The sequence below is a fragment of the Marinobacterium stanieri genome, from assembly GCF_900155945.1.
Lineage (GTDB): Bacteria > Pseudomonadota > Gammaproteobacteria > Pseudomonadales > Balneatricaceae > Marinobacterium > Marinobacterium stanieri.
The window spans coordinates 66,935-82,127 of record NZ_FTMN01000004.1; the positions used below are offsets into that span (position 1 = coordinate 66,935).

General features: G+C 56.6%; 10 protein-coding genes. 2 read left to right on the forward strand and 8 right to left on the reverse strand.

Annotated elements, in window-relative coordinates; translation table 11 throughout:
• Positions 1-27 precede the first annotated feature (27 nt).
• Both BW956_RS10340 and BW956_RS10345 read right to left on the reverse strand, forming a co-directional pair.
• Positions 28-765: a UTRA domain-containing protein gene (locus BW956_RS10340; RefSeq protein WP_040886285.1), complete on the reverse strand. Its 738-nt coding sequence runs from the start codon at positions 763-765 to the stop codon at positions 28-30.
• 49 nt (positions 766-814) lie between these two features.
• Positions 815-1,210 (reverse strand): hypothetical protein, encoded by a 396-nt coding sequence (locus BW956_RS10345; protein WP_076462704.1) that lies wholly within the window; start codon positions 1,208-1,210, stop codon positions 815-817.
• 167 nt (positions 1,211-1,377) lie between these two features.
• Here BW956_RS10345 and BW956_RS10350 point away from each other — a divergent pair, with 167 nt between their 5' ends.
• Positions 1,378-3,633, forward strand: a complete 2,256-nt coding sequence (locus BW956_RS10350; protein ID WP_076462705.1) for an arginine/lysine/ornithine decarboxylase — start codon at positions 1,378-1,380, stop codon at positions 3,631-3,633.
• A 92-nt stretch (positions 3,634-3,725) separates the two neighbouring features.
• Here BW956_RS10350 and BW956_RS10355 read toward each other — a convergent pair whose 3' ends face one another.
• A complete protein-coding gene (locus BW956_RS10355; RefSeq protein WP_076462706.1) occupies positions 3,726-5,717 on the reverse strand; it encodes a methyl-accepting chemotaxis protein in 1,992 nt (663 codons plus the stop codon).
• A 229-nt stretch (positions 5,718-5,946) separates the two neighbouring features.
• Here BW956_RS10355 and BW956_RS10360 point away from each other — a divergent pair, with 229 nt between their 5' ends.
• Positions 5,947-7,926 carry a methyl-accepting chemotaxis protein gene (locus tag BW956_RS10360; protein ID WP_076462707.1) on the forward strand — a complete coding sequence of 660 codons (1,980 nt, stop codon included), beginning with the start codon at positions 5,947-5,949 and terminating at the stop codon, positions 7,924-7,926.
• Positions 7,927-7,937: 11 nt separating this feature from the next.
• Here BW956_RS10360 and BW956_RS10365 read toward each other — a convergent pair whose 3' ends face one another.
• The 5 genes from BW956_RS10365 to BW956_RS10385 are packed head-to-tail and all read right to left on the reverse strand — an operon-like array spanning position 7,938 to position 14,963.
• Positions 7,938-8,765 carry an efflux RND transporter periplasmic adaptor subunit gene (locus BW956_RS10365; protein ID WP_083703024.1) on the reverse strand — a complete coding sequence of 276 codons (828 nt, stop codon included), beginning with the start codon at positions 8,763-8,765 and terminating at the stop codon, positions 7,938-7,940.
• 10 nt (positions 8,766-8,775) lie between these two features.
• Positions 8,776-10,584: a hypothetical protein gene (locus BW956_RS10370; protein ID WP_076462708.1), complete on the reverse strand. Its 1,809-nt coding sequence runs from the start codon at positions 10,582-10,584 to the stop codon at positions 8,776-8,778.
• An 8-nt stretch (positions 10,585-10,592) separates the two neighbouring features.
• On the reverse strand, positions 10,593-12,740 hold the full coding sequence (locus BW956_RS10375) for a hypothetical protein (protein ID WP_076462709.1): 2,148 nt from the start codon (positions 12,738-12,740) through the stop codon (positions 10,593-10,595).
• Between the two features lie 17 nt (positions 12,741-12,757).
• Entirely contained in the window at positions 12,758-14,599 is a 1,842-nt protein-coding gene (locus BW956_RS10380) for a GAF domain-containing protein (RefSeq protein ID WP_076462710.1), read from the reverse strand.
• Positions 14,600-14,612: 13 nt separating this feature from the next.
• Entirely contained in the window at positions 14,613-14,963 is a 351-nt protein-coding gene (locus tag BW956_RS10385; RefSeq protein WP_076462711.1) for a DUF3467 domain-containing protein, read from the reverse strand.
• Between the last annotated feature and the right edge of the window lie 230 nt (positions 14,964-15,193).

The window sequence follows — 15,193 nt, forward strand, 5'->3', positions numbered from 1 at the left end:
CAGATTTATTGCCGGGAAAGTAAGCGATTAATGGCGGCTACCGACATGCACCGAAATTTTCAGGGCGTCATGCAGCCAGTATTCCCGGTCCAGCTCGAGAAACTCACCCTCTTGGTCAAAGCTTAAGCGGTGAATATACAAACCGGCCGTACCCTGATTCACGTTCAGGGACTCGGCTTCCAGCCCCTTGAGCGCCAGCGGATAGATCTCGATATCACGATGGTCCGGTACCAGGTCGTATTGCTCCTTGAGCATCTTCCAGATCGACAGATCCGTACTTTCGCTCAGGAGCCCCGGACATTTGGCAGGGTTGATAAAGTTATGTTCCACCAGCAAGCCACGCTCATTGACGTAACGGCGGCGAAACACGTGGTAGATAGGCGTCCCGACAGGTAGTCCAGTAATCTCACTGAGCCAGGGTGGCATTTCCGTGAGTTCCTTGAACAGCGTTTCTGTGCGAGGACTGAAGCCCTGCTCGGTCACATAGTGGTTGAAACCGATATCTCGGCTGGGGTCATAACGCAGACGCTCCGGCGTGATGTACCAGCCACGGCGGTTGGAACGGAAAATAAGCCCTTCGGCTTCCAGCTGTGACAGAGCCTGACGGATGGTAACGCGGGTCGTGCCGAAGCGTTCTGACAACTCGCGCTCGGATGGCAATTTCTGCTGGCTGCACAATTGCTCCTGCTCAATCCAGGTCCAGAGGCGATCACGAAGTTGCAGATAAACGGGGTATTCGGCGCGGGACATCAATGGGTCACTCATGCATCAAAGGTTCTGGCAACAGGCAGGGCCTATCATGACAGAAAAGGGATCAAAGGCTAAATGCGAGGGCTTGAGAGGATACCGCCAGCCAGACTTTCTGGCCGGTTCGAGCGCTGAGTATGGATTGGGCTTCCGGGCGGCGCTCCAAAACCAGCTCTGGCAAGCCTGCTCCCAACCAGAGGTGCAACAGGCCCTGAGGCTCCGCATGACTCACCCGAGCTGAAAGCAGCAAATTGGAGCGAGGGTCAGGCCCCCAAGGACCCAGCAGCAGTACCGCATGCTGTGGCTCGAACAGCAGAAATCCACGCTTGCCCAGCGGCAAATCAAGCGGGCAAGGCAGCTCTGAACCTCCACTCCAGACACACCCCGAAGCATCCACCTTCACGGGCAGAGCGTAGCGTTCCTCGGCTGTCTGGCATGGATCGGTTCTGCTGGGTAGCATCATCTTCTTTCATTCTTTACTGTGTAGTCAGGCTAGGCTTATTCCATGACAAGCGTGTGACATACAGTGCAGTGGCTACGCAGGGTTTGCTTTACACGCCCCCCGCCACTGCTACAATTGCGGCCATTCCAAGGTGCTTGGATCCCGCCCTAATTTGCAGGACTGTGTTAATGAAATTTCGTTTTCCAGTCGTCGTGATCGACGAAGATTACCGCTCCGAAAACATCTCTGGCTCTGGTATCCGTAACCTCGCTGAAGCGATCAGCAACGAGGGTATGGAAGTGATCGGTTTCACCAGCTACGGTGACCTGACCGCATTCGCGCAACAGGCCAGCCGTGCCTCCTGTTTCATTTTATCCATTGATGACGAGGAGTTCGGTTCCGGCTCTGATGATGACGTAAACAAGGCACTGGAATCGATCCGCCAGTTCATTGGCGAAGTGCGCAAGCGCAACGCCGATATCCCGGTATTCCTGTACGGTGAAACTCGCACCTCACGCCATATCTCCAACGATATCCTGCGCGAGCTGCACGGCTTCATTCACATGTTCGAGGATACCCCGGAGTTTGTGGCCCGCCATATTATCCGCGAGGCCACCAAGTATCTGGAAAGCCTGGCGCCGCCGTTCTTCAGCGCGTTGATGGACTACGCCAGTGACAGCTCCTACTCCTGGCACTGCCCCGGTCACTCCGGTGGCGTGGCATTTCTGAAAAGCCCGGTCGGGCAGATGTTTCACCAGTTCTTTGGTGAGAACATGCTGCGCGCCGATGTCTGCAATGCGGTAGAAGAGCTGGGCCAGCTGTTGGACCACACCGGTCCTGTTTCGGCCAGTGAGGCCAATGCAGCGCGCATCTTCAACGCCGATCACCTGTTCTTCGTCACCAATGGTACGTCCACCTCCAACAAGGTGGTCTGGCACTCTACGGTGGCACCGGGCGATATCGTGGTGGTGGACCGTAACTGCCACAAATCGATCCTGCACTCGATCATCATGACCGGCGCCATCCCCGTGTTCCTGATGCCGACACGCAACAACTACGGCATCATCGGGCCGATTCCCAAGAGCGAGTTCGATCCGGAAACCATCCGCAAGAAGATCGAAGCCAACCCCTTCGCCCGTGAAGCCAAGAACAAGAAGCCGCGTATTCTGACCATTACCCAGAGTACCTACGACGGCATCGTCTACAACGTGGAAACCATCAAGGAGATGCTGGGCAACACCATCGATACCCTGCATTTCGATGAAGCCTGGCTGCCGCATGCAAGCTTCCATGATTTCTACCACAACATGCACGCCATCGGTGAAGGCCGCCCGCGCTCCGATGAAACCCTGGTGTTTGCTACCCAGTCGACCCACAAGCTACTGGCGGGCCTGTCGCAGGCCTCCCAGATTCTGGTGCAGGACGGCAGCAACCGTAAACTGGATACGCATCGATTCAATGAATCCTATCTGATGCACTCCTCCACCAGTCCGCAGTACGCCATTATTGCGTCCTGTGATGTCGCCGCGGCGATGATGGAGCCGCCGGGGGGTAAGGCTCTGGTTGAGGAATCGCTGATGGAAGCGATCGACTTCCGCCGTGCCATGCACAAGGTTGATGAAGAGTTCGGTGCAGACGACTGGTGGTTCAAGGTCTGGGGCCCGGATGTGCAGGCCGAGGAAGGCCTGGGTGACCGCGATAACTGGATCATCCACGACGATGACGACTGGCACGGTTTCGGCAAAATCGACTCCGGCTTCAACATGCTGGATCCGATCAAGTCCACCATCATCACGCCGGGGATCAACCTTCAGGGTGAGTTTGATGAGGTCGGTATTCCAGCGGCTATCGTCAGCAAATACCTGGCCGAGCACGGCATTATCATCGAGAAGACCGGCCTGTACTCCTTCTTCATCATGTTCACCATCGGCATTACCAAGGGCCGCTGGAACTCTATGGTAACCGAGCTGCAGCAGTTCAAGGATGATTACGACCACAACCTGCCGGTGTGGCGTGTGATGCCGGAGTTCGCCAAACACTACCCGCAGTACGAGCGGGTTGGCCTGCGCGACCTCTGTACCGAGATCCATAACGTTTACAAGCAGTACGACGTTGCACGCATCACCACGGAGATGTACCTCTCCAACATCGAGCCTGCCATGACGCCGGCGGATGCCTGGGCCAAGATGGCGCACCGCGAAGTTGAGCGTGTCTCCATTGATGCGTTGGAAGGCCGCGTTACCGCCATGCTGGTAACGCCCTACCCGCCGGGCATCCCGCTGCTGGTGCCGGGTGAACGCTTCAACCGAACCATCGTCCGCTATCTGCAGTTTGCCCGTGATTTCAACTCACGTTTCCCCGGTTTCGAGACCGATGTGCACGGACTGGTGCGTGAGGATGTGAACGGCAAAGATGCCTACTTCGTGGATGTGGTTAAGGACTAAGCCTGTCCGCTGACAGGTAATGCTCAACGTAAAACGGGTGGCCAAGGCCACCCGTTTTTTTGTACGCGTTTCAGGTCAAGCTGCCTGTCGATCTAGCCAACTTGCTGCACACGGTCTTCCAGTTCGGTCAGCTTGTCGACGATATCACCGGAGATAGCGGCTACTTCATCATAACAACGCTCAGCCGCGGCATGGTCGTTGGCATTCTGGAACTGAATGGCCTCGCGCACCTTGGCATGCAAGCGTTCATGTGGCGCCTCAATCGCACGAAACTCGTTCATTTGACCGTACTTTTCCTTGCCTTCGCTGTAGTACCACTTGCCGAATTTGCAGTCCATGTGGGAGACCGCTTCGCTCTCTTTCAGCGTCGCCTTGCCATCCAGATAGCTGCGCAGACGGGTTTTCCAGGACAGGTGAGCTGACTTGGCCGCGCTCAGATCCACCCCCTGTACATTGGTTTCAAAGCGGTTCACCTCCTCCATCAGCGCATCCACATGATGATTGATGCTGTGTGTCACATGAACGCTCTGCTGCGAAAAGATGGATGTTCTGCGCGCCTGATCCGCAATGCCAGTGATATGGCGATCCATATCCTGGGCCACCTGGCTCTGCTCTTCTGCAGCCGTTGCGATCTGGGTGTTCATATCGTTGATCACGGACACCGCATCGACGATACGCAGAATCACACTACGTGCTTCTTCAGCGTTGGCCACACTCTCTTCGGCCATCTTCTGACTGGTCTCGATGGAGTGCACCGCTGAAGAGGAATGCTGCTGCAGGCGCTCAACAATACGGGCAATATTGCTGGTGGACTCCTGAGTACGCTGCGCCAGGGTACGAACCTCATCCGCCACCACCGCAAAGCCACGCCCCTGCTCGCCCGCACGCGCCGCTTCAATAGCCGCATTCAGGGCCAGCAGGTTGGTCTGCTCGGCGATGCCAGTGATGACGTCCAGGATCTGGCTGACTTCCTCGCTGCCCTGGGCCAGTTCGTGAATAACCTGACCGGACTGGCGCACCTGATCCGCCACACTGCCGATCTGGTCACTGACCGTCGCCACCAGCTGCTGTCCACCTTTCGCCGATTCATTGGCGGCTTCGGCAGACGTGGCCGCATTGGCGGCACTATGTGCCACTTCCTGCACGGTGGAGGCCATTTCTGTAATGGCGGCTGCAACCTGCTCGACCTGCGCCTGCTGATCGCTGACGCCACGGTCTGTATCCCCCAGCGCCGAGTTAATCTGGCTGACGCCCGTACTGATGCGGCCAGAGGTCTGACCTACCTTGTGCAGCAGTTCACCAATTTCGAGAATGATGCCGTTGTAAGCGCTGTAGTTCTGGCCCACCTCGTTATTGGGGTTATCCACCTCAATAGGCACCGAAAAGTTGCCTTCCGCCAGTACTCTGAGATGGTCACGCAGGTTTTTGATTTGACGGAACATCACGGTCAAACCAAACATGCGGCCCATCACAATCAGGATCAGCACCACCGCAGTCACGGCAAGAGCCAGGTTCTGCAACAGTGCCTGCTCGGCAATGGAGCGCTGCTCCATCATGCCCACGGCCTTGTTCATTTCGGTTAACACCGAGAGGGACTGTTTCTGCAGGCGCCCCAGGGCTTCCGTATTGCCATCGGAGCCGCTCACCAGCTGCTCCACAGTGGCACGGTAGTCACGCCACAACGTGCCCACATGTTCAAGCTGCTTGCGAATGTCGACCTCTGACGCCGCCTTGATCCCCAGACCGGCATTGCCGTTCAACAGCGCCCTATGGGCCGTTTCAAAGCTGCGAATGGTCGCCTGGGCCAGACCTGTATCCACTGCACCCTGCTGAATCAACAAGGTCTCTTTGGCCAGTCGTTGACTCAGCATGCGCTGTTTACCCGCCACATTGATGGCGGTGGCATCGTCGCTACCGGTCATCCACACCGATACACCAATCAGGGCTGTCAGTACGAAAATCAGGATGTAGGAAAACATGAACTGCGCATCAAGGGTGCGCATACCGATCATTTCGAGGCTTTTTTCCAGTGCCTTGCCGATGCGAAAGCGGATTGATCTCTTATCCGGAGTGTACTTGAACATCAGACCCGTCCCAGGTTAATTAAGTAACAGCTTAATCACGAAGAATAATCGCCATGTACAGCGATGACCAGCGTAAAACCGGCCTCGATGGGGAAAAATGCGTGATCATTGATCCACCCCATAAGTGATAGAAGCTTGCGACAGTCTTTTAGCTATTTACACCACCGGCGTAAGCAAATACCCTTAATCCAAAAGAACACCCTTTAATAACAATAACTGCAGGGTTGCCATGAAGCTGTATATTACCCAGCGAATCATGCTCGGATTCGCGCTCCTCGTGTTATTCATCATTCTGGTGGGTGCCGCCGGCCTGTATGCCAGCCGCACGCTTGGCGATGGACTCAGTCTGGTCACGGACCGGGTTTTGCCGCTCACCGAAAACAGCTACGAGCAAACCGAAGCACTGAAAACCGCTACGACCAATCTATATGGCACCCTGGCACAACGTGAGCAATCGTCTTTCGAGGCTTACCGCGCGGATTATCAGGACAGCTACAAAGTGCTGACCCAAAAGCTGGACAGCTTCGCAGCGCAGCTGCAATCACAGGGTGAAGAGCAAACTCTGCTGAAACAGATGCAGCAGCAGGCGGTTGAGCTGGATCAGCTGGCATCCACCCTGTTTAAGTTGCATGAAGAAGAGCGTCAGCTGAGCCAGCAGGTATCGCAGCAGTCCATCCAGTTCTTCACCCAGAACGATGCGCTTACCAGCTGGGCACGCAACTACCTATCGTCTTCAGAAAACAGTGACGGTATTCAGCGCATCCGCCAGGTTACACGCACGGCCAACAGCTACCGTTTCATGTTGTTTAACTTCCAGCGTCATGGTGAGCTGGAACGTCTGAACGCCGATGCCGCCAGCAATCAGGGCAGCCTGCCTGAAGTACTGGAAAAGTTTGCCCAGGTTTCGCCCCGTGCCAAACAGATTGCGCCTCTGGCAGAACGCCTGGAATCCATGCTCTTTGGCGATGAGGGTGTGATTGCCCTGCACAACCGCGTTTTCGACAGCCGCGCCCAATTGAGCGAAACACTTCAGGCGCTTTCAACCCTGGTAGATGAATTTACCCTGGCCTCTCAAGCACTGGTTTCCCAGGCAAAAACCAGCGCCAACGAAGCACGGGACAAGGGTCAGCAAACCCAGTCATTCAGTAACCTGATCATATTGGTGGTCACCGGCTCCGCCATCTTGCTGGCTTCGATTATCGCCCTGCTGACCATTCAGGCCCTGCGCAAGCCGTTGAGCGCCATTCGTCAGCAGCTCTCGGCGCTGCGTGACGGGGACCTCCGCGTCAGCTTTGACGATCAGCGCAAGGATGAATTTGGTGAGCTGGCCCAGTCACTCAACGATGTGGTGGCCGGACTGAGAGAAATGGTGACCACGATTACACGTGGCTCCGAGCACCTGGCCAGTGTTGCCAGCCAGAGCTCTGCCGTCAGCGAGCAGACTACTCAGGCCATGTCACACCAGAGCGACCAGCTGCAACTGACTGCTTCGGCAGCCACCGAAATTTCCAGCAGCGTGGCGGAAGTGGCCAGCCACAGCCAAACCACCCTCAGTGCCGTACACGAGTGTGAGGGCCTGAGTCACAGTCTGACCGATAACCTGCAAGCTACTTTGACCAGCATTAACACCCAGGCCGAAGGTATCCAGCAGGCCGTCAGTGTGAGTGATCAGCTGGCGAGCTACAGCACTGAAATCGACAGCATCCTGTCCACCATCCGTGATATCGCCGAACAAACCAATTTGCTGGCTCTCAACGCTGCGATCGAAGCAGCGCGTGCCGGTGAACACGGCCGCGGCTTTGCCGTGGTTGCAGATGAAGTGCGCGAACTGGCAAGCCGTACGCAAAACTCCACAGGCCAAATCCAGTCCATGGTGGAGAACATGCAAACCAGCATTTCGCGTGTGGTAACAGTGATGAAGTCCAGCTATGGCCAGACGCAGCAATGTGTAGAGCACGCCAACACATCGCAGCAATCGCTGGAATCACTGAACGGCGCCATTGCCCATATCGGCAGCCTGAGTACCCAAATCACCGAAGCGGCCCGACAGCAGACCGACGCAGTGGAAGAAGTCAGCCAGACTCTGAACGGGCTGAACGATACCGCTCAGGAAACCACCGAAGGGGCTCGCCAGGCGTCCAGCAGCAGCCGCGAACTGCTGGAATATGCACGCGAACAGCAGGCCTTGCTGCAGCGCTTCTCACTCTAATCCCATTCTGCTCAGTGGGCTGCCAGAGCAGCCCCTTGCGCAGATTCAAAACGCACCCGACAACCGATACCTGCCAGTGTCAGCTGATCCGGGTTCTCCAACCGAATACTGACCCCAAGAGTGCCACTGGCGGCATCCACCACGCGGTCGACCACATGCACCACGGCCGCATACTCTCCCCCTACCGGAGGCGATGGATAGATTGTCACGCTGCTGCCTTTGTGAACCTTACCGATCATGGAGAGTGGCAGATAAGCCTCAACCCGTAGCGGATTGATTTGCGCCAGCGCCACCACCTTTTCGCCTTCAGTGACATACTCACCCGGCACCAGTGTCCGATCGACCACCAGGCCATCAATGGGGCTACGAATTTCCCGCTGACGCACCAGGGCTTCGGCCCTTCCCAACTCCAGCTGCTGCAACTGGTGCTGCACCTCGGCATCCTGTGTTTGCAGCCGTGCCAAACGGGTCGTGATGCGGGCCTCATCCACCTCCTGGTCCGAAATCATCTGCTTGCCATGCAGCTCCTGCTTGCGGCCCAGTGAGACGGCCTCATAACGCGCACGGGCACGTCCAATTTCAATCGGCAGGCGATTTTCAGCCCTGGCTTTGGCCAGCGCCAGTGTCGCTTCCTGAACATCGGTCACCAGCCTTGCAACCAGTTGCCCCTTGGTGACCTGATCCCCCCTCTCAACCTCAACCTCTTGTAAAATGCCCTGGGTTTCAGCCCCCAGACGCACTTCCACCCAGGGCTCGATCAGGCACTCGAAACTCGGCTCCTGTGCCATTAACGACATGGAGCCCGTCAGCACCAACACCGTTGTGACTGTTCTCAGCATGACTCAGCTCCTATTCCTCGTTGCCGGTAAAGCTCAACAAGTGACGATAGTGTTCATCTGCGGCCATCATGGAGTGCCTTAATGCACGCTGCTCTTTTGCTTCACGACGAAAGGCAGACTGCAGCAGACGAAGCGACCACCCACTGACGGCCTTATGCCCCGACCGCGGATTCATCAGGCTTTTTTCCAGCGGTGACAGCAATGACATGGGGCGTGCATCCCAGGCCGCTACCCAGTAGCCGTCCTGAACAAACAGGGGCTGGAAGCTATAAACGGGCCAATCAGCCAAAACGCCCTGTTTGAGCTTGTCGAGGCAATCGTGACTGGCACTCAGCACCCCGATACCCGATGCCGGGGTGGCCGTGCTTGTTTCATTCATTTCATCGAAGGCCAAACCTGACTCATCCAGCGCAGCCAACACTGGCAGTGCCTCATCGGCCGTGCGACCGGCATAGATCACCACGCCCGATCTCTGCGCTTGCTGCTTCACCTGTTCCAGCAGATAGGTAATCGCCTCGGCAGAGGTATCACAAATCACTGAGGGCAGGGGTAGATCAGTTTTGGTGCCAGCCTTAACCCTGAGGTGATAGTGCTCCTGAATTTCAGCAGCAATATCGTCTGCCCGGTCAACCAGTGCATAGAGGTGGCGATAGCGCTGCAGGAAGCGCCTGTAATTCAGGCGTCCCGACAGAGACAGATTTTGTCCGGGTCGATATCCTTCCCGAACGGCCAGATAGGCTTTTAAAGCAGCGTGTTCTCCTCCGGGAAACAGTCCTTCTCGCAATATCAGCTGCCCGTCCTGAAACTGATAATCCTGCTCTGGCTGCAGACATTTGAATGCCGTAAGTGCCAGCACAACCTGCTGTTCCAAACCGATCTGCTGACGCAGGCCCTGAGGCAGGGTTTCGCTCAATAACAACAGGCGCTGCCGCCCTTCGGCTGTCAGCTCTACAGCCCCATTTTCCAGAGTGTAGTCCCGCGAATCGGCCAGCTGCCCAGCAATACCTGCCAGTGCATAGGTGAGCATCTCCTCTTCATTCAGCTCCATTCGATCACTGGCGACAACCGAGGTCATTGCCGACTCACACAACAGGCTACGGCCATCCACCAAAATGGCATGATTCAAGCCGGGTAGAATCAGTGACCGACTGATGCCCGAATGAGTGAGACAACGCTTGATGCGCCGGGTTTGCTCACCTTCGTATGCATCACTGAGACGACGATCACGAAGATAATCCAGCATGAGCTCACTGATCGATACATGTGTGATCCCGTCGGCATACAGAGCAGTGCGTTGGCTCGCGCTCATTCGCGGCTGGATCAACCCCGCCTGCACCTCCAGCTGACGATAGAATGACTCTGCCACTAACCAGGTTTCCTGAGCTCCGGCCTGAGTTGCATGCACCACCTGAACAGGCGTTCCAGAGAGTGTGAGCGCTGCAGCAGCCATGGTCGCCACCCGCCAACGGCTTTCTACACCTGGCCAGGCCAGACATTCTCCATTCAGCAGCTGCTCTGCCAGCGCCAGTTCAGGCGTGGTTACAGAGCTATCAGGGTCCAGCTGATTCAGTGCTGGCGAAAGCAGCTGCAATGCCAATTGCGCCCGCTGCCGGGGCGTATCGGCCTGCTCAAGTAACAGAGTTTGAAGCCCTTTTTGATCCGCGGATGCCTTGAGATGCTTTAAAACCGAAGCGTCAGCCCTATCGTTTGCGAGCTGCTTACTCCGTCCCTGCCAAAACGCTCCCAGCCTTTCCAACAGAGGGGAGTGAGGCTCAAATGCATGTCGCTCGGGATACAGAATGGCACTGCGCACCTTCATCACTCACCTCACAACTGGAACCGTGACAAAAACAGCTGACGGGCACGCCGCAGCAACTGGTAGCCCACCGGCTCATACCCCAGAAGAAACTTCACATGTACACGCTGTCCCACTTTGGGCCTGTCAGGCATTTGCTCGAAAGCCAGCTCGACATGAAACAGGGTGTTCATGGCGCGGGCATCCCCCTCGGTGGCATCCGGCCTCAATACCACTTGTCCCCCACCCTGAGTGGACAACACCGGTGATGGCAGCTGGTCCGTTGCAGCGGGGGTCTGACGCACCATACGCGCACCGTACTCCTGCTGCAGGTTATCCGAGATCAAAACGCGTACGCCCTGCAGCCGGTCCCGCAATAGCCCGGCATCTCCCTGCTCGACCAGCGTGCGGATACGCACACTCTGCTCGGAAACAACAAAACCCAGTACCTCCCCCTTGTGGATGAAGCTACCGGGCATATCCCGGGTATTGCCCACCAACAAGGTTCCGCTTTTCTGGCCATAGAGGGACAGGGTCTCCCACCTGCGTCTCAGATCATCAATTCGGGTCTGGTTGTGGCGCAGTTCAATGGCTGTCAACTGTGAGCGAACACGGTCATGGGCACGGTCTGCAGCATAGCGAGCCAGCAATGCTTTTTGCCGGGCCAGTGCCGCCATCAGCTCCATTTCCAGTTGCTGATTGGAGAGTTGCAACACCAGCTGACCTTGAGTGACGAAGCTGCCGGAGGGATGAGGTACGGCCTGAACAAAACCGCTTTCGGAAGTGGTAACCTCGGCATCTTCCGATACCCATACCACCCCGTCCGCGTAAGTCGTTAGCGGGAAGGGCAGCATGAAAATGCCGGCTGCAATGACAGTAAACGCCAGGCCGGCTCCAAGGTAAGCACGCGCCCCCCGTCGATGCATTCTGGAGCTGGTCAGCAGGAACCAGAACAGTTTGGTAAGCGGGACAACAACCATCATGGTCACCGCCAGCAATGCCAACAGGACACCGATGATAAAAAACTTGCCCGCCACAAAGAGCGCGATCAGGCTCACGACCACGGCGCGGTAGCAAAAAGACGCCACGGAAAAAAAGCAGAACCAGGCCGCTTCCCCTTTCGCAATCGCGGGTGAAACAGCATCCTCCAGCCCCAGCAAATACCGCTGGCACAGATACTGAAAATGCTTGTTGGCTCGGGTGCCCAGGTTCGGAATGTCGATGACGTCGGCAAGGATGTAGTAGCCATCGAATCGCAACAGTGGATTAAGGTTAAACAGCAAGGTGGTCACGCTGCCGATCAGGGCGATATTGAACAGAATGCTGCGCAGCATTCCCGGCTCCATCAATGACCAGCCGATCACGGCCAGTGCCGCCATAAACATTTCCACATACATCCCCGCCGCCGACACCCAGGCACGTTGCCAACGGCTTCTGAAAACCGAGGCGGCGGATGCATCCACATAGGGAATGGGCATGAATACCAGAAACATCACCCCCATCTCGTGCACTTCCCCACCCCAGCGTGATACGGCATAAGCATGCCCAAACTCATGCACCAGCTTCAGTAAGGGAAAGGCAATCAGGATGATCAGGATGTTGTCCGCCGCCAGCACCCGATCAGTAAGGTTGTCGGTAAGTGCATCAAACTCGGCAACCACTACCCAGCCGCCCGCCAGCAATACTGCAAGCCAGATCAACGCACCGGGCAGGGAAAACAGCAAACGCCCCAGCGGACGTGTTTTCTGCAGGAACCGCTCAGGGTCAAGCAGGGGAATACGCAGCGCCAACGGGGAAAGGTATTGCTGCAAGCGTTTGCGCTTGCGGGTCTTGTTGGCACGTGTGAATACTTCTTCCGGATCAGGCAGCTGGTAGCCATCCAGCAGATCCGAAGAGTGCAACTGTGACAACAGACGGATGATGTCTTCCTGCTCTGGCGCCTCCTCTCCCAGCACACGGCGGGAGTGCAACCAGGCGTCTTCAACACTGCGCCTGCCATCCAGCAGTCCCAGAAATTGATAGGCTTGCGGGGTAAAACGGAAATTGCGTCCGGAAGCGGTGTCCTGCAGCACATACCAGATAAGCCCTCGTTGCTTCTGGCGATGCAGATGTGCATGAGGTCTAAGCCGTGGCCTAAGGCTGGCAACACGATACCAATAGGGGTTCTGCTGCTCGGCCATGGTTCACCCCCATTTGCCTAAGGCATCCATTTCCAGAGCTGCAGCTGTATCCAGCCGACCAAACGCCGGGTCCAGATCCAGATCAGCTTGCGCTCACCCACTTCGATTTTGGCTACCCCCTCCATGCCGGGCCTGAGCCCTTCCCCCTGGTTCTCCAGTCGGGCTTCAACTCGGAAAAAGTTGCCTCCTTCTTCCGCCTGAGTCACCGGTGTTACGCGCTCCACTCGAAGGGGAAAACGGTCATCCGGAAGTGCCGACAGAATCAACTCGCCCGTTTGCCCGCTTTGCATTTCACTGATATCGCGTTCATCCACTTTCACAACGATGCGGTACCCTTCCTGCGGCGTTAACTGAAACAGGGTGTCGCCCTGGCGCACGGCACTGCCAAGGGACTGGCTGAGATCACCGGCAACGACCAGGGCATCAAAGGGCGCTACTACGCGGGTACGCTCAATACGCTGCTCAAGCAGACCAATTTGCGCGTCAGCTTCTTCAATCTGAGCACCCAGAACACCGATTGCAGCGCGATCACCTTCAGCGCGGGCCTGCTGCATCTCGGTTCTGTACTGAATACGTCGGCTTTGCCAGGCATGTAATTCCAGCTGCAGGTCCCGATCATCCAGCTGTGCCAGCACGTCGCCCTGCTGTACTTCATCCCCTGCCCGCACATTGGCTTGGGCGATAAAGCCATCAAAAGGTGCTGCCGAAATTCGTTGTACTTCCCCTTCCAGCACGGCATCACTGGTGACCCGAAACGGCACCACGGCAAACTGGAAAAACACCACAAGCAAAAGCAGGCCCAGCAGAAACAGCTTACGGCCCAGGTAGCCCGGCCCGAAAATACGCCCCAGCCCTTGTCTGGATGCCCCCAGCACCTTGGCCGGTAAAGGCCGATCATTCTGCCACTTGGCATCCAGTATGGCCCCCACCAGCCCGGATGCCGCGCTGCAGGTATCCAGGTCATATTCACTCAGTTCACGCCCTTCCGGGAATTCAAAGGTCATGGCACCGAAAATCCGGTCACCTGAGACCAGTGGAATACTGAGAATACTGCCACCGGTTCCATGCAGGCGTGCCAATTCAGCATGGGCGCGACACACCGCAGGCTCGGTATCTTTGTTTTGGGGATAGATGATTTCACGCGACTGATCGACCGCCTCTTCCATAGAGTATTCCAGCGCACGCACCAGGTTCATGCGCCGGGTGAAATTGGCCGTATGGGATATTCCCAGCATACGGATATGCTGGCCATGCAGGCGTCCCAGGGAAACACGGTCGCATTGAAAGCGGCTGCAAAGCTCCACCAGGACAAGATTACCCGCGACGCCGAACTGTTCGTGATCTGTCGCCAAGGCTGCCAATTCCAGCACATGGCCGGCTCGGTCAACGACTTGGCGCAGCTCTCCCACTTCATCCTGAAGCAGGTGCTTTTCCAGCCATGCAGACCCCCACTGCAGCTGTCTCAGTGCCGCCTGGAGATCCGCGTCGTCTTCCCTTCGGACCAGAAGTGCCACCACACCACACACACGATCTTCTCCCATAACCGGAAAAGCCAGGCTATGAGTGGCATCCGTACTTTGGTCAGCTTCCAGGCGCCGAACCAACCCCTGACGTCTGGCCAGTGCCTGTTCAGTCGCCTGCATGAGTGTTGGCAAGGGTGTGCGGCCCGCGGGCCAAACCGCCACCGGGCGAAAGCGCTCTTCACCCGGCGGGGCAAAAACGATAATACCGCTGACAACACCGCCCACCATTTCAATCTGCAGTGTCAGCCAGCCCGAGAAAAACTCGCTGTCTTCCACTGAGTGGGTGAGTTGGCGCCAGCTGACACTATCAAGCAAGCCTGCCCGCTGAGCGGTCATGGCCTCAGCTCCTTCAGCCGTTCATTGCAGTCGCGGCCGGTTTGGCTGCGGTGGGCTCGATATTGATTTCGCCGTATCGACGCTCATGTTCCTTCATTACCGCCGCCAGCAAGGTGAGCAGGCGCTTGGCAGCATGAGGGTTGAGCATGATGCGGTTGGTGAGATGAACAACCAGCTCTTTGTCGCTGGCGTTCCAGGTTTGGTTGGTGCCGAAAAACAGTGTGAACTCTTCACGGCTGCTGACGGCATTGACGACGTTGGCATAACTGCTGGCCATTTGAGAGTCATCCCAGCTGACCTTGGGTGTTGTGGGGCGTTTTTCGCTTTTAGCCTGATCGAACGATTGAGCGTCTGAAGTTGCCATGATCTCGTATCCTTCATCTGGTTTATGCTGCTTCCACCACTTGAGAATCACTGCTTGAGTGATCACTCAGACTGCTTATTCACTATAGACCACTGAGACCTGTGTAACCGCCGAAATACGTGGGTTTTAAGGCTGAATTCTGACCCCGTTTGAGGTCACTTAAGGACGTTTATTTCAGGCTGTCTACACAAATCTGGCCACCCCGAAAGGTGGCCAGTGGACACAGTGTT